Here is an 18,995-nt window from a genome sequence, read left to right on the forward strand (position 1 = left end):
CCGACGGGCTTCCTCACGAGGACATGCCCCCACCCGCACGATCACTCGTGCTCTGGGGGACCCACCTCGTGTCCATGCTCCTGCTGCGGCTGGCAGCACAGGATCTGCTGACCTTGAACTCAAGGCGCCGTATGGTGCCGCACCTGGCCGCTCGATGGCGGCACTTCCGAGGCGCCGACGCATCGCTGTCGGAACGGTCCGCGTGGGCCGAGAGCCTCGTGCACCTCGCGGAGGACCTGGTCGCCGCCGGCCGCGGAAACGTGGAGATGATCGTCGAGTGCGCCGCTACCCTCGACGAGGCCGACCGCCCCGGCGACCCCAGGCTCATCGACGTCGTTCTCGTGGGTCATCACCCCGACGACAGGCGGCTGTCCGTCCAACTGGTCGAATTGAAACGCTGGTCGACGGTGACCAGGGTGGAGCGAGCCACCGCGGAACTGGTCCACGTACCGGGGATGGGCAGGAAGAAGCACCCCGCGCTGCAGTTGCGCGAGTACTACGAGGCGTTCACGGGCGGCCGGGGACCGCTGCACGGACTGGACTTCGAATGCGGCGGGTTCGCCTACCTGCACAACGCCACCGACGCCTCTGTCCGGCCTCTGGTCGACGTGGACGCTCCGACCGGCGCCTACGCGGCCGTCTACACGAACGACCAGCGCGAGCAGCTGATCTCCGACCTCCGTGAGCACTTCGCCGACGAAGGGGGCGCTTCCGCGGCCGAGATACTGCTGCAGAACATGGGCTTACACAACACACCCCTGCTCGACGCCATGATCCGCTCCCGCGGAGAGGACACGGTCTTTACCTTGCGCGGCCGGCAGAAGAAGGTCGCCGACCAGATCTTGGACACCGCGGCCAAGGTTCTCCCTGACCCGCAGCGCCCGGCCCTCGTGCCGGACGAGCGGCGCGTGGTCTTCCTGGTCACCGGCGGCGCTGGTACGGGGAAGAGCGCCATCGGCCTCCAGATCAAGGCGGAGCTGGAGGCGGGCGGCCACACGGTCAAGTACGCCAGCGGCAGCAGGGCCTTCAACGGTGCGATCCAAGAGCACGTCGGCTACGGGGACCGGGAGTTCAGGGAGAGCTTCACGTACTTCAGCAACTTCGTCACCCCTCCGGACCCGCCGTTGGACGTGCTGATCTGCGACGAGGCGCACCGCCTGCGGGAACGCTCGACCAACCGCTTCTGGAAGCCCGAACACCAGGGCACCAAGCCTCAGGTCGACGAACTCCTCGACGCGTCCCGTCTGACCGTGTTCTTCCTCGACGAGGGCCAGACCGTGCGACCGCACGAGGTCGGCACCGTCGAACTGATCGAGGACGCGGCGCAACGGTACGACGCCACTCTTGTCAGATACGAGCTCCGGGAACAGTTCCGATGCGGAGGCAGCGACGCGTACATCCGCTGGGTGCGGGCCATGCTCGGGGTGACGGACGAGGAGCCGGAGCAGTGGACGCCGGACGGCCTGATGCACGTCGAGGTGGCGGACAGCCCGGAGGAACTCGAACGGATCATCCGCACCGAGGCGCTCGCCGGAGCGTCCGCCCGCCTCGTCGCGGGGTACTGCTGGCCGTGGACAAAGCCGATCGGCAAGGAGAGGAGGTTGGAGGCCGACGTGCGGATCGGAGACTGGCACAGGCCCTGGAACGCGGACAGCGACGCTTTCTGCGAGGACGGGGCGCCGCCCTGCAGGATCTGGGCCGTGCACGAGAAGGGACTTGACCAGATCGGCTGCGTGTACACAGCCCAGGGCCTTGAGTGGGATTGGTGTGGCGTGATTATGGGCGAGGACATGGTGCGCCGGGGTGACCGGTGGGTATTCCGTCGCGGCAAGGAGCGGAAGGACCCGGAGTTGGGCGTCAAACGCGTCGCCGTTCCGGGTTCGTTCGACCCCAAGGTGAAGGCCGGAAGCGTCGACGACGAGGAGTTCGCCCGGCTCATCCGCCACGCCTACCACGTGCTGATGACCCGGGCGAGCCGGGCGACGGTGCTCTACTCCACGGACGAGGAAACCCGGAACTATCTGAAGGAACTGGTCGGCGAGGTCCAGGTCCACGGGCTGCGCCCCACCTGGGAGAACCTGCCGGAGGAGGCACGCGTGCCGCACCTGCCCCGGCCGCGTCGCGGGCGGGGTTCCCGAAGGAGGCGGCAGAGCACGGGCCCGCACTCGCCCGACCTTTACCTGTTCTGACGCGCGCCGCCTGCATGCGGAGTGGCGGGCTCTCCGGGCCCGCCACAGGCCTGCTCAGAGGAACAGGCGCGCTGCCGCCACCAGGGCCGTCACCACGAGCTGGGTGACGACACCCGCGGCAACGTCGACCAGGATCTCGCGAAGCCGGTGACGACGTGCAGGCTTGTACTCAACGGGGTTCATGGATGTCCACTCCTTGGCGTGACCTGGGAATGGCGGGACCGCCCTTCCGGGCATCCGCGGTCACGCCGCGTGCGACACGCAGCGGAAACCATTCGTCAGTCACAGCCGGGAACCGGCATCCGAAACACCGCCGACGTACCCTCCGGGAAGGTGCGCAGCGAGATCAACGGTAGTGGACCATCAATACGAGCTCACGCCTTTTCAGCCACTGCCGGGATGCGGTTGGCGAGCGGTTCCCGGCTCGGCTGCAGCCGAGCCGGAGTTGCAGGCCCTTCGGGAGGGCCAGCGCGCTGCGGACCGGCGTTGCGTCACGAGTCCTCGTCGTCGCTCTCCCCGTCGTTGATGAGGGGAGCGAGGAGAGGGTGGACTCTGAAGCCGGAGGTGCGGCCCGGACCGTTCTTGTACTCAGCCGTGAGAACAGGAACCGCTGAGTCCGCGATCAGCCCTTGCTTCTGCAGCTTGCGGCTGATCCGAGTGATCGGCTTGGTGAAGCCTCTCAGTGTTCGATCGTCGTCGTAGTCACAGAGGTCGTAGACCGCTTCCGGTTCCGCATGACCGTCCATGGCTGCCGCGTAGCGGATGACCTCCACACGGTTGGCGTAACCCTCGTATTCCAGCCCGCGGAAGAGAGCCTCGAGGGCCTCGACGGTCCATCCGCCGTAGGTGACGCCTGCTTCGATGCGCTCGACTCGTTCGATGTCCTCGACGGAACCAGCCTGAAGACTGAGTCGCAGTACGGGGGCGGCCACTTCCAGAAACTGCTTCGGCGACAGCAGGTAAAGGCGGCCCCCGCCACGTGCCCGTAGCTCCGCCGGCAACTCCGGTCGCGGGCCCCGGTTGTGGCCCCGCTCCTTGCCCCCCAGTCTTCCTTCGCGTCCGCGGTCACGAACAGGACATCGCACTGGCGGCGGGATGCCTCTCGCAGCAACTGTTCCCAGACGAAGAAGTCACCGACCGCCCCGTTGCCGTCTTTCTTGGCGTCCATGTAGCCGGGTGGCACGCGCTGGTCGACACGCTTCTGACCCAACGCGGTCAACGCGGCGCGGTCTTCCGGAGAGAAGGAAGGCCCCACCCTGCCGGTCAGTGCCGGCTCCAGCTTGGCGATCACCGGATCGGTACTCGTGTCGTGACCTATGTGCTGCCACTCGCCCTCACCAACCTCGTTGATCTTCTTTCGGACTTCTTCGAAGACCTCGCTCAACCGATCGTGGACGTCTTCGAAGTCGTCATCGCTCAAGGCGACCCGGTTGGCCCAGGTGCGCAGCGTTTGTACCGCTTGCACCGAGTGACCGCTCATCTCCTGGGCGGCCTTGGCACTGGTCGACCGGGCCTCGGAGATGGTGGTCTCCCGGTTCCGCCACGTCGGGACGTCGACCGGTTCCCGCAGCGCGGGGGGCGATGGCCAGGAACCCGGGAGTGACGACTGCGTGGAGGTCGAGCGGACGCTCCACTTCGTGCGCGTCCACGACAGAGGAGGGTGACGCGGTACTCAAGTCGCGCGAACCGGCTGAACCGGGGTATTTCCGGGTGATACGTCGGAAATGGTCAGCGTGGCCGAACCGTTGATCTAGCAATTCGTGACAACCTCCGTCCCGCTGCGAGGAACTCATCGTGCCACCGCGCTTCCAGGCCGTCCGCTTCCACGTCGGGTCAGGCCCTGATTCGCTCTTCGCACGGGTCCGGCACATCCTGAGCGAACCGGTCTTGCTGAAGGCTCAGGGAGCCCACGTGACCGTGCGGCTGGGGCAACGAGGGGCGCCCTTGGACACGGTGACCCGCTTCGACCCGGGAACCTGGCAGCTGGTGTCGGCCGAGGTGCGCACGGACACCGGGAAATGGGTGAAGTCGACCTGGCGAGTAAGGGCGGACGGACGTTCCTGGTGGGTGGTGGTCGGGCTGGGCAACGCGCTCGTCACCGTGATCGACGTGGACCCACGGCGTCGGGGTAGGGGGGATGGCATTGTCACCGGAGGCCATGTGTACGCGCACGTCGATGTCGTCAACGCGGCGCTCATGCGCGATGCATGAGCGCCCCGCGAAGAAGCCGCCCTTCCCTTCTGTCTTTGTCCACCAACCGCGACGAAGGGAGACAGGAGCGGCGGCAGACTACCCTTCAGTGGGCTGCGACTGGCCCTTCCGAACGCACCAGACCTGACGCCACTTCCTCGACCGCGTTCCTGGCGAGCAGCTCCTAGATGTACCGGTCGAACGCGGCCCCGATGTCCGACCCAGGCGTGGGCCACCCGACGAACCGTTCCGTTCGACGTCGGAGGCTTGAGGCTGGACACACTCCGCAGGTGCCCAGCCTCAGATGTCAGCCGCCTGCGAGCAGCGCCTCCAGCGCCTCGACCGCGGCCGGGTGCGTCGTCGTCAGGGCCGCACCCGGCGAACCGGTGCCGACGGTCGGCGCCCAGCCCTCACCGCACCCCAGCAGCCCCGCCACCGCCTCACACGCCGCCGGATACGCGGCCAGCAGCGCCGCGCCCGCCCCGCCCGGAGGCAGGGCTGACGTGCCCTGCTGCTGCCACCCGTCCTCGCAGCCCAGCAGCTCCGCCACCGCGTCGCACGCCGCCGGGTGGGCGGCGAGCAGCGCGGCGCCCCGGGGGGCCGGGACGGCGGTGGTGGCCGTGTGCCGGGAGCGGGAGGCCGCGAACGGGTCCTCCAGTTGCGGCATCCGCCACGGCGGCACCCACGTGTCCAGCGCCGGCAGCCGGCCCGGGAAGACGCGCCCCGCCTCGCGGATCAGCAGCGGCGCCAGGTCCGCCGCGCCCTTGCGCAGGGTGGTGATCAGCAGCGGCAGCCACGGCAGCAGCACCGTGTCCGGCAGACGGCCGAACGCTTTGGACACCGCCTCCACCACCACGTCCGCCAGCCCTGGCACCGGCTCCAGCGCGTGCACGAAACCGTTGAGGTAGCGCGGGTAGGAGGGCACCACCAGCGGGTTGTCCAGCAACGCGTCGCACCGGTCGCGCAGTTCGGCGCGCGACAACGTGCCGAGCTGCACCTGCGCCGCCCACAGCAGAGCCGTCTTCGACGGATCCTCTGGGTGCGACTGGGCCACCGCCAGCTCCAGCTGCGTACGGTCGCAGCCCAGCGACAGCGCCAGGCTCTCCATGCTGAACAGGAAGCCCAGCATCGCCGCGACCTGCCCCACCGTCGCGTCCTCGTCCCGGAACGCCGTCGGCAGCAGCGTGCAGTAGTGCGCGTACCCCGCCTTCACGAAGGACTCGATCCACGCCGGCAGTTCCGGCCGGCTCGTGCGGTAGTACGCCAGCAGCGTCCGCGCCCGGCGCAGCACCTCGGGCGCCCCGTCGACCGTGCGTTCCGCGGACAGCACCTTCAGCGCGTGCGTGCCCAGTTCGTCCGCCAGTCGCCCGCTGCGCAGGTACAGCAGGGCGTCCTCGACGGCCGCCAGCACGCCCGCCGTGGTCGCCCGCGGACCGTACGCCTCGCGCCGCAGCCGCTGCTCCAGCACCTGCTCGATGCTGACGCCCTCGTAGCCGAGCTCGATCAGCGCACGCTGATGGGTGCCGAGGGCCAGGTCCCAGGACTCCTGGATCGACCGCTCGCCGAGCCGCCGCTCACCCATGATCGGGCGGGCCGCGGCCGCCGGCATCAGGCGCCGCAGCATCCACAGCACGTCCGAGCACGCCGCCAGCTCCGGCCGGCCGGCTATGTCCAGCAAGGCCCGCTGCACACCGCGCTGTTGCAGCTTCAGCCCCAGCGGCTCCAGCCGGTCGTACACGTCACGGGCGAGCGGCGGCAGAGCCTCGTAGCCCACCTGCCCGATCCGGTCGCCCCCCATCATGATCTCGACGAGCCGCCGCACGTCCCGCCGCCCGGGCACCCTGTCCTTCTCGATGCAGGTGACCGCCGCGTCCTGGAAGTCGTACGGCGTCGGCCTGGCCCGGTCCCGCATCCCCGCGAGCAGGATCGACGTCTCGAACACGGCGATGGCGTCCGCGGTGGAGGCCAGATAGCCGTTGCGGCGGGCCGCCCGCACGATGTCCACGGACCAGCCGAGCAGCTCCGCCTCGTCCAGGCCGTCCAGCACGGGCGGCTGCTGGAGGAACCCGGACAGCCGGTCCGTGGCGGGCTGCGGGGCGGCCGGTGCGGCGGCCGGCAGCGCCTTCTTCGCGCGGGACGTGCGCGCCCCCGCCTGGCCCTCCAGCCGGTACGGCCGCACCCGCGTCCGCTTCAGGCTCTTCTGCCACTGCGTCGCCGCGATCGACACCGAGCCGGGCGCCAGGCCGAACTGCGCCTCGATCGCCGCGTGACTCGACGGGATCAGCCCGTACTGCCACGTGGTCGCCGTGCGCGGGGAGATGGTGAACGAGCCCGAACGTCCGTCCACGCCGAACTCCTCCACCCGGCTCGCCGCGTGGAACGCCCCGCACACGTACAGGCAGTCCTCCGGGTCCGTGCCCGTCGCCGCCATGTGCTCGCGCATCCGCGTCCACATGTAGCGCTCGCGGTCCTCGTCCACCCGGACCCGGTCGCCGTCGCCCGGCGCGAGCCGCCGGAACAGGCTGCCGATGAGGAACATCACCTGGCGGTAGGTGTCGTGGTCGCTGTCCCCGAGCGGGACCTCGACGTACTGGTGCCACCACTCCGACCAGTGCCGCACCTTGCCGTGGCGCAGCAGATGCTCCTCCAGCTCGGCGAAACGGGGGCGCAGGTCGCCGATCTCGACGCCGACCGCCTCGCCGTGCAGCGCCGCCTCCTCGGACTTCGGCGCCTCCTCCGCCCCCGCGGAAGCGTCGTCCGTCTGCGCGGTGTCGTTCCACTGGAAGACGTGGTCGGAGGAGCGGTCGACCAGAACCAGTTCCACGCCCGGCGTGTCCAGGGCATAGGCGATCGCCTGGTACTCCGCGGACGCCTCCGTGATCGGCGCGACCACCGACAGCGGCGCCCACTCCTGCGGGAAGCCGTCGATGTCACCGGCGAACGCCTGCACCGCCACGGGAAGCCGGCAGTTGCGCAGCTCGGTCAGCAGCGGCGCCATGTCCTCGCACAGCTCCAGGTACACCACCTTCGGCTGCTTCTCCCGCAGACGGCGGGCCATCGCCAGGGCGGAGGCGGGGGAGTGGTGGCAGACCGGGAAGATCTCCAGCGGCTCCCGCACCGCCCGGTCGACGTCGTCGACCATGCCGAGGAGGATGCCCTCCAGTGCGTCGGGCCCGCCCGCGAACTCGGTCGCGGCCTCCTGAAGTTGCGTACGCAGCGCGGTGAACACACCGCTCGCCCGGGGCCCGCTCACGACAGGGTGGCGATCGCGTCGCGGCCGCCCTCGAGGAACTCGGGCCACGCCCCGCCCTCTTCCTTGCTGCGGGGCTCGACGACCCCGTGCAGATACTTGTTGAGTATGGCCAGGTCCTCCGGCTCCCGCCGGGTCAGCGAGCCGACCAGCGAGGACGCCAGGGTGCGGGCGGTCAGGTCGCGCTCACCGAAGAAGTTGCTGTGCAGCACCGCGTCCTCCAGGACGCCGATCTGCTCGGCCGTCGACAGCGCGGACTCCAGCTTCTCGTCGTCGCTGCCGGCCGCCGCGGCGGAGGCGCGCAGATCGGCGAAGCTCTGCAGCAGCACGTCGAGCAGTGTGGGCGGCACGTCCAGGTCGATCGAGTGCCGGCGCAGCAGCTCCTCGGTGCGGAAGCGGACGATCTCCGCCTCGCTCTTCTTGTTCGTCACCACCGGGATGCGGACGAAGTTGAAGCGGCGCTTCAGCGCGGACGACAGGTCGTTGACGCCACGGTCCCGGCTGTTGGCGGTGGCGATGACGGAGAAGCCCGGCTTGGCGAAGACGATGTTGTCGTCGCCGCTCCCGCTCTCCAGCTCGGGAACGGAGATGTACTTCTCCGACAGGATCGAGATCAGCGCGTCCTGCACGTCGCTCGTGGACCGGGTCAGCTCCTCGAAACGGCCGATGGCGCCGGTCTCCATCGCGGTCATGATCGGCGAGGGGATCATCGACTCCCGCGACTGGCCCTTGGCGATCACCATCGACACGTTCCACGAGTACTTGATGTGGTCCTCGGTGGTGCCGGCCGTGCCCTGGACGACCAGGGTCGAGTTGCGGCAGATCGCCGCCGACAGCAGCTCGGCCAGCCAGCTCTTGCCCGTACCCGGGTCGCCGATCAGCAGCAGGCCGCGGTCGGAGGCGAGGGTGACGATCGACCGCTCCACGAAGCTGCGGTCGCCGAACCACTTCTGCGAGATCTCACGGTCCAGTCCGTCGGCCCGCTCCGAGCCGAGGATGAACAGCCGCACCATCTTCGGCGACAGGCGCCACGAGAACGGCTTGGGGTTGTCGTCGATCGACTCCAGCCAGTCGAGCTCCTCGGCGTACTTGATCTCGGCGGGAGCGCGCAGCAGTTCGGACATGAGGGATGAGCCTTTCGAAATATGAGTCGCTGGATAGCGAAGTCGCGAAGTCGAGAAATCTGTGAGTCGTCAAGTCAGGAAGTCGACGCTCACGTCAGGAACGTCTTGAGCTCGTGCACGAGCTTCTTGATATGACCGGATATCACCGGCGTGCCCAGGTCCTTGAACTTCTCCCGGAACCAGGGGTTGACGCTGCCGCGGCCCGAGCTGGTCACCGACCCGACCGGGATGAACTTCGCCCCGGAACGGTGGATGGCGGCCATGCTCTCGAACAGCTCGTCCGTGCGCCATTCGTAGAAGTCGGAGATCCACACCACCACGGTGTTGCGCGGCTCGGCGATCTTGGGCTGGGCGAGCGCCATGGCGACCGTGCCGTCCGTGCCGCCGCCGAGCTGGGTGCGCAGCAGCGTCTCGAACGGGTCGTGCGCCCACGGCGTCAGATCCAGTGCCTGCGTGTCGTACGCGATCAAATGCACGTCCACCTTGGGCAGACCCGCGAAGATCGACGCCAGGATCGTGCAGTTGACCATCGAGTCGACCATGGACCCCGACTGGTCCACCACGACGATCAGCCGCTGCGGCGTCGTCTTGCGGCTGGTGTGCCGGTAGTAGAGCCGGTCGACGTAGAGCCGCTCCTCCTCCGGGTCCCAGTTGGTCAGGTTCTTCCAGATGGTGCGGTCCAGGTCGAGGTTGCGGAAGACCCGCTTGGGCGGCACGGACCGGTCCAGCTCGCCGACCGACGCCTTCTCCACCTGTGTGCGCAGCACCTCGGTGACCTCGTCGACGTAGCGCCGGATCAGCGCCTTGGCGTTGGCGAGGGCGACCCCGGAGAGGTTGTTCTTGTCCCGCAGCAGCTGCTCGATCAGCGACATGCTCGGCGTCAGCCGCGAGGCGAGCGCCGGGTCGGCCAGCACCTCCCGCAGATGCATCCGCTGCACCAGACCGGCCTCGATCGAGCCCAGCTCCGGGCCAATCTCGGGGATCAGCCTGCTCAGATCGGGCGCGGGCGTGCCGACACCGGTACCGGTAGGGCTGACGCCTCCGCCGGCGCCCGCCCGGCCCGCGCCGCCCCGGCCGCCGCGCAGATCACCGGGCCAGCAGCCCAGGGCCCGCTCCAGCCAGCCGGCGTCGGACTGCCAGCGGGCGAGCTGCTCGGCGGTGACCGTGCCGCTGCCGGTCGAGAAGACGTTGAGCAGCACCTTCGACGCCAGCGCCGCACGCCGCACCTCGGCGGCCCGGTCCCGCTCGCCGTCCGCGTCCGGCTCCGGCGTCATCAGCCCGTCGAACTCGGCGGCCAGCTCGGGATGCCGCTGCACCACCGAGTCGACGGACGCGGCCGGGTCGAGCAACGCCACCGGCAGGCCGATGTCCTCGACCACGGCGACACTCGCCGACTCCAGCGACGCCTGCTCCTCCGGGTCGAAGAGGCGGGCCAGCAGCCGCCAGTACAGGACCTGCCGCCGGTTCTCGTCCGAGTCCGGGACGGGCGCTCCGTCCTCGGCTCCTCCCTCGACGACGCTCAGCTCGCTCATTTCCGCAGCAGCCTTCCCGCGCGCTCACGCAACACAGTGACGGCGTCGGTGGCGGCCTTCTCGGCCCGCACGCCCGCCTTGTCGGCCGTACCCCCCGCCCAGGCGCCCGCGTGCACGGCGACGGGCTTCTTCCGCACCGTCCGTTCCACGGCCAGCGGCTGGAGCAGGAACTCCCCGGCGTCCCAGCGCAGCAGACCGATACACGCGGCGGACGAGGCGACGGCCTCCGCGGTCAGCGGCCCGGCGGCGGGCACCCGGCCGGCGTCGACGGCCAGACGCTCACCGGCGACCCGGAAGGCGACGCGTTCCCCCTCGTCCTCCACGGCGTACCCCTCGAGCAGCACGGGCACGGCGATCCGCGTCGGATGCCGGTCCACCGGCGTCACAGGGGCGGCGGCAGCAGTCGGCAGCGCCACCCGCGCGGTGGTGAAGGGCTCCGCGGACTCGCCCAGCGCGGCGCGGGCGTCGTCCCAGATCAGGTCACCCTCGGCGGTGACCGGCATGGCGTCGAGCTCCATCGCGCGCCCCTCGCTCACGGCGGCCAGCAGCGACATGTGCGGCCGCAGCAGTTGCCACAGCCCCGCGCCGACGACCGTGTCCGGCTTCGGCGCGGACACACTGGCCCGCACCAGACGGGGCGTCCCTCCGTCCGCCGGCTCGAACACCGCGTGCACCTGCGCCTGCACCGCCGTGGCGTGCTCGTGCACGTCGACGCCGAGCGGCAGCAGACGGCCGGTGGCCTCCGCGACGGCGGCCGCCCGGTCCGCGCCGGGCAGTGTCAGCAGCATCGCCCGGGACCACAGATCGGCCCACCGCCGTACCGGGATCCGCTCCAGCGTCGCGCCGGGACACGACGCGGCGAGCTCCGCGGCGAACCCGTCGAGCAGCGCGGCGAGCCGACGCAGCCCCGGCTCGGACAGCATCGCGGTCACGACGGGAGCAGCGCCGCCGACCAGCTCATGGTCGATGCCCTGCCAACCTGCCCGCGCCAGATCGCACAGCCAGCCACGCGCCGCCACCAGCAGATTCACCGGATGCTCGACGCCCGCGGCCGCGGCGGCCGGCTCCTCGGCGCGCGGCCGCCCGACCGCCTCCTCGACCCGCGCGACGAGCGCGTCGTGCACGGACCCCAGCAGCGCGGTGCGCGCGGCGGCCAGCGCCATGAGGTGGTCCTCGTCGGCGGCCCCCGCCGCGGCCTTCTCCGCCGCCTCGGCGACCCGCCCGGCCAGCGGCGACCCGGCGACGGCGTCCGCCAGCCCGGCCAGCGCGACCGCCTGGGCCGGCTGCGGACGCAGCAGCCCGCCGACGAGCACCTGGTCGAACCCGTCCACGGCGGCCAGCGCCTCGTCCAGCCCCTCGACGGCGTCGGTGAGCAGATCCGCACGCATCACGCCACCGCCCCGGTCGTCGGGAACCAGTGCATCTCCGGCACAGGCGCGGTCGTCGGCGCGAACTCCAGGTAAGCCAGATGGCGCAGGAACCGGCTGAACACCTGGGCCGCGGCCGACCTGTCGCCCTGAGCGGGACGCGTCGACGTCATGGCCGAGGTCAGGCCCTGCGCGTTCGCCTGCTCACCGGCCACGTCCACCTTCAGATACCGTGCCACGCGCTCCGCGCCGTACTGCAGCACGGCCTCCCCGACCAGCGCCCGTATGTGGTTGCAGAAGGCGCCGCGCGCCCCGCCGCACGGCCGGTTGTTGTTCGTGCTGCACGAGAACGCGTACGTCCCCGCCTCCACCGACGACACGTACACCCGACCGATGTCGGAGCCGCTGGACACCACACCCTGCAACCGCCCGTCCGCCAGCTCCACGAACGGCACCTTGGCGAGCTTCCGCGGCCGCGCGGGCGGCACCACCCGCACCGTGCTCGACCTCTCCCAGACCGACAACGCACCTCTCCCATGCATACGAAAGGGGATGTCCTCGCCGGACCGGCGGGACGCGAAGAAATCTATCGGCGGCCACTGACAACGGCTCAGGGCTGTGGACAACCCCGGATGCGCGGCCATCGGCGTCACCCGTTGGTGTGGCGCCGCGCCCACCGGACCAGGCCGCCGCGCCTCTCGACTGGCAGGCGGTCACGCCTTCTTGACGCACGTTCCCACAGGTCGATACTTGTCCAGCGTGCGTTAAGTGACTGTTCGTGACGCCGTCAGCACAGGGCGAGAAGGTGACGCATGTTCCCAACCGGGGCTTCGCTCCACGAGTGACGCGGGCAGGCTCGACGCGCGAGAGGGCGGTCAACGATGAAGAAGAGAAGACTGGGCGGGGCGGCCGTCGCCTTCGGTGTCGTCCTGGCGGTGACCGGGCTCCCGGCCCAGGCGTCCGCCGGCAACCGCACCGCCGACGCCCGCGCGGCCCTCCCGCTGGGCCCGGCCGGCCTCGCCGAAACCCGCACCACCCAGACCCTGCAGCCCGGGGTGACGCTCACCCGCATCGTGCGCGGCGCCGTGGACCCGGCACACCACTGGACCGTGGAGGCATCCATCCCCGGGGGCGACACCTCACCCGACCCCGACGCACCGCCGACCACCCTCAAGGACAAGGCCAGCGCCGACGAACTCGCCGCCGAGCTGCGAGGCGACGGCTTCGACGCGCGGGCCGAACAGGTGACGACACCGAGGACGACGGACTACGCGGGCGGAACGCTCGGCTGGCGCGTCCGCATCGGCAGCTTCACCTCCCAGTCCGCCGCGGCGACGGAACGCATCCGCGTGATCAACGCCGGCTACAGAGGCTCGGTCACCTACACCGGCTGGGACGGCGCGACCACCGACCGCGGCCCCTGGCGCCTCGATGTCCTCACCATCGACCCGCGCACCTTCCGCGGCACCCTGGACGCCACTTACGGCCCCGACATCGAGAACCGCGAGACCGTCAGCGCCCTCGCCGGCGACGCCGGAGCCGTCGCCGCGGTCAACGCGGGCTTCTTCGTCCTCGACCCCCGCTCCGGCGCACCCGGCGACCCGGCGGGCGTCGGCGTGTTCGACGGGCGTCTGCTGAGCGAACCGGTCAGCGGACGCCCCGGCCTCGTCGTCCGCGACGGCGGCCGCAGCGCCCAGATCACCCGCCTCACCTGGGAGGGATGGGTCACCGCGCGCGGCACCGCCCTGACGCTCGACGGCGTCAACCGCGTACCGGGCCTGATCCGCAACTGCGGCGGCAGCGAGGGCGACAGCCCGACCTCGCTGCCCCTGCACGACGTGACGTGCACCAACCCCGACCAACTCGTCGCGTTCACCCAGGAGTACGGCGCGAGCACGCCGCAGGGCGAGGGCGTGGAAGCCGTCCTGGACAGCCGGGGTCGCGTCCTGGAGCTGCGCTCCGTGCGAGGCGGCCCGCTCCCGTCCGGCGGCAGCTCGCTCCAGGCGACCGGCCGGCAGGTGGCCGCACTGACGGCGTTGGCCCGCCCCGGCGAGAGCCTGCGCGTCGAGACGACCCTCCGCGACGACCAGGGCCGCCGCGTGACACCGTCACCGGGGACGGACATCGTCAACGCGGGCCCCGAACTGGTCCGCGACGGGCGCCTTCACGTCACCCCCGCCACCGACGGGATGGTGCACCCTGACGACCCCAGCTGGTACTACGGCTGGGTCCACAAGCGCAATCCCCGCACCCTCGCCGGTACGGACGCGGCAGGCCGCACCGTCCTGGTCACGGCCGACGGCCGCAGCACGGCCTCCCTCGGCCTCAGCATCACCGAGAGTGCGAAGGTGGCCCGTTCCCTCGGCCTGCGGGACGCCGCCAACCTCGACGGGGGCGGATCGACGACGATGGTGGCGAACGGCCAGGTGATCAACGACCCGTCGGACGCGGCCGGCGAACGTCCTGTCGGCGACGCGCTGTTGATCCTGCCGCGCAGGCGCTGACGAGCGGCAGCGGATCAGCTTCGGCCCCTGGCTCGTTCCGCGAGGGTCCACGCGGGCGAGCCGGGCGCCGGTACGGGCCGCACGGCGAGGGAGGAGACGTCGATCCGCCGGTCGTGTTCCTCGTCCCCGCACGGCAGCCGGCCGGCCGCGTCCGGCACGTAGTAGGCGCCGTACGCCCAATACACAGGTTCCTCGTGGCACATGAGGTCGGGGTAGGGCTCGATGTCGCAGTCGCCGTAGCGGGCGTTGATCCTCGCCACGGCCTCCGCCCGCGAGATGCCGAACCGGTTCACCATCTCGTCCGCCATGTCGCGGAAGTACGCGAGCATCCCGTCGTCGAGGCGCATGAGGAACTCCTCGGTCATGACGCGACCCTCTCTCGAACACCGGTTGGCTGATGAGCCTCAAGCTACCCCGGTCCGCAGGCGGGCGCGGATGCAGCCGGGAGAGGCATCGTTCACGCAAGGGTCATGTACGGGCCGACCGTGGTCTGTCGCTGAGCGCCTCACGTGGTGAATGCTTGCCCAGGGCACATCCGCTCTTCGCCCCGCCGCCCTTCCACCGCAGCGACGAACAGCACCGCAGGGAGCCGCCGTGACCGCCGCCGTCACCTTCCGAGCCCGTGTACGTCTCGTCCTCGCCGTCCTGATCCTCGCCCTCGTACCGACCACACCGACGCTCGTCGCCCCGACCCCCGCGGATGCAGCCGACACACGCTCCGCGCAGGGTGATACGGGGCGACGCGGCGCCGAGGTCGTGGCGGTCACGCAGGTCGCGGAGCGCCAGGTGGACCTGTCGGTTCGCTCGACGGCGCTCGGCGGCCGCACCGTCAAGGTCCGCCTGCTGACCCCCGACGGCTGGAACCCCGCCGACCGACGTCAGCACTGGCCCACCTTCTGGCTGTTGCACGGCTGCTGCGGCGACTACACGTCCTGGACCGCGATGACCGACGTCGCCGAGACCGACAGTCTGCGCAACGTGCTCGTGGTCATGCCGGAGGCGGGCTGGAACGGCTGGTACAGCGACTGGTGGAACTACGGCGAGGGTGGTGACCCCGCCTGGGAGACCTTCCACACGGTCGAACTGCGCCACCTTCTCGAACGCGACTGGGGCGCCGGCCGCAACCGTGTCGCCGCCGGCCTGTCGATGGGCGGCCAGGGCGCCCTGCTGTACGCCGCCCGGCACCCCGGCATGTTCAAGGCGACCGCCGCGTACTCGGGTTCCGCGCACCCGCTCCTCAACGACGAGTCGGTCAACCGCATCCTGAGCCTGTTCGCAGGCCAGGACAACGACCCCCTCCGCGTGTGGGGCGACCCGGTCGCGCAGCGGCGCGTCTGGCAGGCCCACGACCCGTTCCACCTCGCGAAGCGCCTCAAGTCGCTGCCTGTGTACCTCTCCTGCGGCGACGGCACGGCGGGCCCCCTGGACAAACCCGGGGCGGTGAGCGCCCTCGAGGCGGACTTCAACCGGCAGAACCACGCTCTCGCCGCCGAGTTGAAGCGCGTAGGCGCCAAGCACCTCACCACCCATTTCTACGGCGCCGGCACGCACACGTGGCGGTACTGGGAGCGCGAACTGCACGCCTCGCTGCCGATGTTGCTGGGAGCGCTGGGCGTGAAGGGCTGACGCGCACTCAGTCGCGCCCCAGCAGGTACGCGTCCAGCGCGGCGGCCCCACGCAGCATCGCCCGCCCGCGGTCGGACAGCCGGCCACGCCAGTCACGTAGAGCGCCTTCGAGGGGTTCGATGCCACCGGCTGTCCGCACCTGGGTGATCAGCGGGGCGATCTGCTGGAGCAGGTGGCCACCGCGCCGGAGCTGATGCACCAGGTGTGCGTCCCGCACGTCGGCCGGGTCGTACACCCGGTAACCGGTCACGGGGTCGCGCCGCGGACGTACGAGTCCGGCGTCCTCCCACTTCCGCAGGGTCGCCGGCCGGACGCCCAGCTCCTCGGCCAGCGGCCCGATGAACGTCTGAGTGAAGACGGCCGAGTCGGCACAGCCTGAGTCGGCGGTGAGCCCGCGCAGGGCGTCCTCCACGGCTCGGAGCGTGCGCCGGTCGTGCAGCAGCCGGGCGTGACTCTCGTCGATGAGCTGGAAGGCCTCGTCGACGGCGTCACGGTTCACGGCCTGCATGACCGCTGTCGCCGTCGCATGCCCATGCCCCGGCACCAGGGTGAGGAACGCGGCCAGCGCCCGCTCGTGCAGAGGGGTGTAGACGCGATAGCCGGAGGCCGTTCGCTCGGCTGTCGGGAGGATGCCGGCCTCTTCGTAGTTCCTCACCGCCTGGGTGGACAGACCGTGCCGACGGGCCAGGTCGACCGGCCTCAGCTTGCCACTCGTTTGAAGGTTGTGCCCCACGGACACGACGATACTGCGCTCAAACTCTCCACCGAAAGTTCAACGATACCGTTGAGGTATGGAAACCGGCATCAAGGACTTCGCCCGTCCCGTGGAAGCGTCGGCGATCACGGAGCTGCTTCCGGCCCCTCCCCGCGTGCTCGCCCTCGGCGAGCCCACGCACGGTGAGGACACCCTCCTCGACCTGCGCAACACTCTCTTCCGGCAGCTTGTGGAAGAGGAGGGCTATCGGACGATCGCGCTGGAGAGTGACTGTCTGAGGGCTCTGACCGTGGACGCGTACGTCACCGCGGGTGAGGGATCACTGGACGACGTGATGAAGCGCGGCTTCAGTCACGACTGGGGCGTCTCGCAGGCGAACCGCGAACTGGTTCGCTGGATGCGGGACTTCAACGCGAACCGTCCCGCGGACGACCACGTCCGGTTCGCCGGCATGGACGGCCCGCTGGAGATCACAGGCGCCGAAAGCCCTCGCCAGGCGCTCACCGGACTGCACGACTACCTGGCGGCCCATGTCGACACGGACCTGCTGCCCTGCGCGCCGGACAGGCTCGACGACCTGCTCGGCGCCGACGCTCCCTGGACCAACCAGGCGGCCATGACGGACCCGTCGCAGTCCATCGGCCGCACACCGGAAACACGCGAACTACGGCTGCTCGCCGACGACATGGTGACCCTGCTGGAGACGCAGGCACCCCACCTCGCTGCGGTGTCCTCACCGGACGACCGCTCCCGAGCGCACCTGTACGGCCGTACCGCCGTCGGCCTGCTGCGCTACCACTCCTGGATGGCGGACACGTCACCCGCCCGCATGGCACGCCTGCTCGCCACGCGGGACGAGATGATGGCCGGCAACCTCCTCGCCCTCGCCTCACGCGGTGCGGTGCTGGTCCACGCCCACAACAGTCACCTGCAGCGGGACAAGAGCGCGATGCGTATGTGGGGCCACGCGAAGGTGGAGTGGTGGAGCGCCGGGGCACTGGTGAGTACGCGGCTGGGTGACCAGTACGCGTACCTGGCCACCGCTCTTGGCACGATGAAGCACCAGGGCGTGCACGCCCCGCCCCCGAACACGGTGGAGGGCATCCTGCACGCGCTGCCCGAACCACAGTGCGTGATCGACGCGGCTCAACTCGACCTAGCAGCACGGCACATAGCCACCGTCCCACGCGTGTCCCCGTACTTCGGCTACGCCCCGCTGGACCCGTCTCACCTGCCACGCATCGACGGGGTCGTGTACGTGAAGGACGTCCCGCACGACTAGAGTCGGCGCGACGGCGCGTACGACGGTCCCGCCCCGTCCGGAGGGGAGGCGACGAAACCGTTGCTCGCGCTACTGGCACTTGCTCTGTGCCTGGTCTCTGCCATCGGGGTGCTCATCGCCGCCGCACGGGCCGCCGCGATGGCGCTCCCCGGCCGGCCTCAGCCTTGGCCCGACCACCTGCTGCGTCGGGCGGCGGCAACGCTCGGCTGGGCCGCGGGCGCTGTGTATGCCCTGGGCCTGGCCGGTGTCGCGTGGTCGGAGGCGGAGGTCGGTGACGGCGCCGACTCGACGCCGGCCCCGGCCTGCCGCATGGGTTTCGACCCGGAGACGATCGAGGGCCTGACCCACCACCGCGCCACCTACCTCCCCCTCCGCTTCGACTGCGTACGGGAGGACGGAACCGTCTACGTCAGCGATCCCGACCTGCTGTGGATGAACTGGACGTGGGCCGTACTGGCCCTGACGGCGGCGCTGCTCTTCCTCGGCATGCACTACCGGGCGGAGCTGCGGGCCCGGTGGGATGCGGTGCGCTGACGTTGCCGCGCGGTGGCGCACGGAGACGCCCGGGGAGCAGTGCGGCAAGCTCCGCGCAGCTCGGCCGAGCGGTCCGTCAGAATCCCCACGGGTCGGGATGCGGAACTGCCGTCGGATTCTCGGACCAGCACAGACGTGCTTCGATCTGGTCGCCGGTGAGTTCGACGAGCCGTTCGGCCGCCCAGCCGTTCCACTGCACAGCGCCGGCGAACTGTGGCAAGCGGAATGCCGGGAGGTGTGCGGGGAGGGCGTCCGTGCGGTACACCGCGTTCTTGACTTCGCCGTTCAGCTTCTTGGGTTTGGAGGACCTTCGCAGGTCCAGGCAGTCGACCACCTGCTCGACGAGGAGGAGATGATACTCATCCTCGTTCGCGCCCTCGATGTCAACAGGCAGCAGACTGCCGGCTGTTCGTAGCGCATCAACTCCGAACCGGTCGATGAGGCGTCGGCTGAGAATGGGCGCTCCTGGATAGCCCGAGGGGAAAACCCCCTTGGGCCAGTTCCGCTCTCCGGCCCATTCGGCTCGGAACTGGACGGGCCGGTCCTCCTCGGCTCCCAGCCGTTGCCAGCGCTTGAGCTGGCGCAGGTCCCAGCTGTTCGGAGTGAGCTGCTGATATTCGGCCAGCTTCGGCAGAAGCCGGTACACCGCCGGGCTCTTCTCCGGCGTCTCGGTCATCGCGTC

Annotated in this window: 16 protein-coding genes and 1 pseudogene; 6 read left to right on the top strand and 11 right to left on the bottom strand. The window is 70.5% G+C overall.

The annotated features are described in order from the left end of the window. The first annotated feature begins 74 nt into the window (after positions 1-74). Positions 75-2,189, top strand: coding sequence for a DUF2075 domain-containing protein (locus ACP7TJ_RS28210; protein ID WP_427767508.1), 2,115 nt, complete (start codon positions 75-77; stop codon positions 2,187-2,189). Between the two features lie 54 nt (positions 2,190-2,243). Here ACP7TJ_RS28210 and ACP7TJ_RS28215 read toward each other — a convergent pair whose 3' ends face one another. The 3 genes and pseudogenes from ACP7TJ_RS28215 to ACP7TJ_RS28225 form a co-directional block, all read right to left on the bottom strand. Beyond that, on the bottom strand, positions 2,244-2,372 hold the full coding sequence (locus ACP7TJ_RS28215; protein ID WP_222436418.1) for a DUF6408 family protein: 129 nt from the start codon (positions 2,370-2,372) through the stop codon (positions 2,244-2,246). 308 nt (positions 2,373-2,680) lie between these two features. Beyond that, positions 2,681-3,121 (bottom strand): hypothetical protein, encoded by a 441-nt coding sequence (locus ACP7TJ_RS28220; RefSeq protein WP_427766293.1) that lies wholly within the window; start codon positions 3,119-3,121, stop codon positions 2,681-2,683. A gap of 107 nt (positions 3,122-3,228) precedes the next feature. Next, positions 3,229-3,843, bottom strand: a pseudogene (locus tag ACP7TJ_RS28225) (PIN-like domain-containing protein); the annotation flags it as partial. Between the two features lie 257 nt (positions 3,844-4,100). Between ACP7TJ_RS28225 and ACP7TJ_RS28230 the strand changes: the two are divergent. Further along, on the top strand, positions 4,101-4,400 hold the full coding sequence (locus ACP7TJ_RS28230; protein WP_367542472.1) for a hypothetical protein: 300 nt from the start codon (positions 4,101-4,103) through the stop codon (positions 4,398-4,400). A gap of 286 nt (positions 4,401-4,686) precedes the next feature. Here ACP7TJ_RS28230 and ACP7TJ_RS28235 read toward each other — a convergent pair whose 3' ends face one another. From ACP7TJ_RS28235 to ACP7TJ_RS28255, 5 genes are all read right to left on the bottom strand, one after another. After that, positions 4,687-7,632 (bottom strand): hypothetical protein, encoded by a 2,946-nt coding sequence (locus ACP7TJ_RS28235; RefSeq protein WP_427766296.1) that lies wholly within the window; start codon positions 7,630-7,632, stop codon positions 4,687-4,689. Then, positions 7,629-8,753 (bottom strand): ATP-binding protein, encoded by a 1,125-nt coding sequence (locus ACP7TJ_RS28240; RefSeq protein ID WP_266550581.1) that lies wholly within the window; start codon positions 8,751-8,753, stop codon positions 7,629-7,631. Before ACP7TJ_RS28240 ends, ACP7TJ_RS28235 begins: the two co-directional genes overlap by 4 nt. An 89-nt stretch (positions 8,754-8,842) precedes the next feature. Next, positions 8,843-10,285 (bottom strand): vWA domain-containing protein, encoded by a 1,443-nt coding sequence (locus ACP7TJ_RS28245; protein WP_427766300.1) that lies wholly within the window; start codon positions 10,283-10,285, stop codon positions 8,843-8,845. Further along, positions 10,282-11,673 (bottom strand): hypothetical protein, encoded by a 1,392-nt coding sequence (locus ACP7TJ_RS28250; RefSeq protein ID WP_427766303.1) that lies wholly within the window; start codon positions 11,671-11,673, stop codon positions 10,282-10,284. The genes ACP7TJ_RS28245 and ACP7TJ_RS28250 overlap by 4 nt, the downstream gene beginning before the upstream one ends. Then, entirely contained in the window at positions 11,673-12,194 is a 522-nt protein-coding gene (locus ACP7TJ_RS28255) for a hypothetical protein (protein WP_427766306.1), read from the bottom strand. Before ACP7TJ_RS28255 ends, ACP7TJ_RS28250 begins: the two co-directional genes overlap by 1 nt. Positions 12,195-12,533: 339 nt before the next feature. Here ACP7TJ_RS28255 and ACP7TJ_RS28260 point away from each other — a divergent pair, with 339 nt between their 5' ends. After that, positions 12,534-14,156, top strand: coding sequence for a phosphodiester glycosidase family protein (locus ACP7TJ_RS28260; protein ID WP_427766309.1), 1,623 nt, complete (start codon positions 12,534-12,536; stop codon positions 14,154-14,156). Positions 14,157-14,170: 14 nt separating this feature from the next. Here ACP7TJ_RS28260 and ACP7TJ_RS28265 read toward each other — a convergent pair whose 3' ends face one another. Further along, complete coding sequence (locus tag ACP7TJ_RS28265; RefSeq protein ID WP_427766312.1) at positions 14,171-14,521, bottom strand: hypothetical protein; 351 nt, start codon at positions 14,519-14,521, stop codon at positions 14,171-14,173. Between the two features lie 229 nt (positions 14,522-14,750). On the opposite strand from ACP7TJ_RS28265, the gene ACP7TJ_RS28270 reads away from it, so the two are divergent. Next, on the top strand, positions 14,751-15,782 hold the full coding sequence (locus tag ACP7TJ_RS28270) for an alpha/beta hydrolase (RefSeq protein ID WP_427766315.1): 1,032 nt from the start codon (positions 14,751-14,753) through the stop codon (positions 15,780-15,782). A gap of 7 nt (positions 15,783-15,789) precedes the next feature. On the opposite strand, the gene ACP7TJ_RS28275 is transcribed toward ACP7TJ_RS28270, so the two are convergent. Beyond that, positions 15,790-16,515, bottom strand: a complete 726-nt coding sequence (locus ACP7TJ_RS28275) for a TioE family transcriptional regulator (RefSeq protein WP_367453790.1) — start codon at positions 16,513-16,515, stop codon at positions 15,790-15,792. Positions 16,516-16,573: 58 nt separating this feature from the next. On the opposite strand from ACP7TJ_RS28275, the gene ACP7TJ_RS28280 reads away from it, so the two are divergent. Both ACP7TJ_RS28280 and ACP7TJ_RS28285 read left to right on the top strand, forming a co-directional pair. After that, positions 16,574-17,779 (top strand): erythromycin esterase family protein, encoded by a 1,206-nt coding sequence (locus tag ACP7TJ_RS28280; RefSeq protein WP_427766319.1) that lies wholly within the window; start codon positions 16,574-16,576, stop codon positions 17,777-17,779. Positions 17,780-17,839: 60 nt separating this feature from the next. Beyond that, the gene (locus ACP7TJ_RS28285; RefSeq protein WP_427766322.1) at positions 17,840-18,313 is read left to right on the top strand and encodes a hypothetical protein; all 474 of its coding nucleotides are present in this window, start codon (positions 17,840-17,842) and stop codon (positions 18,311-18,313) included. A 76-nt stretch (positions 18,314-18,389) separates the two neighbouring features. On the opposite strand, the gene ACP7TJ_RS28290 is transcribed toward ACP7TJ_RS28285, so the two are convergent. Then, positions 18,390-18,989 carry a hypothetical protein gene (locus ACP7TJ_RS28290; protein WP_401540579.1) on the bottom strand — a complete coding sequence of 200 codons (600 nt, stop codon included), beginning with the start codon at positions 18,987-18,989 and terminating at the stop codon, positions 18,390-18,392. Positions 18,990-18,995 lie beyond the last annotated feature (6 nt).

This window comes from Streptomyces sp. DSM 41931, assembly GCF_050271085.1.
In the GTDB taxonomy this organism is placed as follows: Bacteria; Actinomycetota; Actinomycetes; order Streptomycetales; family Streptomycetaceae; genus Streptomyces; species Streptomyces albogriseolus.

Bases quoted from the DNA above. Each gene is read 5' to 3' on its own strand.
- ACP7TJ_RS28210 (WP_427767508.1), top strand. From the start codon at position 75: ATGCTCCTGCTGCGGCTGGCAGCACAGGATCTGCTGACCTTGAACTCA.
- ACP7TJ_RS28215 (WP_222436418.1), bottom strand. From the start codon at position 2,372: ATGAACCCCGTTGAGTACAAGCCTGCACGTCGTCACCGGCTTCGCGAG.
- ACP7TJ_RS28240 (WP_266550581.1), bottom strand. From the start codon at position 8,753: ATGTCCGAACTGCTGCGCGCTCCCGCCGAGATCAAGTACGCCGAGGAG.
- ACP7TJ_RS28245 (WP_427766300.1), bottom strand. From the start codon at position 10,285: ATGAGCGAGCTGAGCGTCGTCGAGGGAGGAGCCGAGGACGGAGCGCCC.
- ACP7TJ_RS28250 (WP_427766303.1), bottom strand. From the start codon at position 11,673: ATGCGTGCGGATCTGCTCACCGACGCCGTCGAGGGGCTGGACGAGGCG.
- ACP7TJ_RS28255 (WP_427766306.1), bottom strand. From the start codon at position 12,194: ATGCATGGGAGAGGTGCGTTGTCGGTCTGGGAGAGGTCGAGCACGGTG.
- ACP7TJ_RS28260 (WP_427766309.1), top strand. From the start codon at position 12,534: ATGAAGAAGAGAAGACTGGGCGGGGCGGCCGTCGCCTTCGGTGTCGTC.
- ACP7TJ_RS28265 (WP_427766312.1), bottom strand. From the start codon at position 14,521: ATGACCGAGGAGTTCCTCATGCGCCTCGACGACGGGATGCTCGCGTAC.
- ACP7TJ_RS28280 (WP_427766319.1), top strand. From the start codon at position 16,574: ATGGAAACCGGCATCAAGGACTTCGCCCGTCCCGTGGAAGCGTCGGCG.
- ACP7TJ_RS28290 (WP_401540579.1), bottom strand. From the start codon at position 18,989: ATGACCGAGACGCCGGAGAAGAGCCCGGCGGTGTACCGGCTTCTGCCG.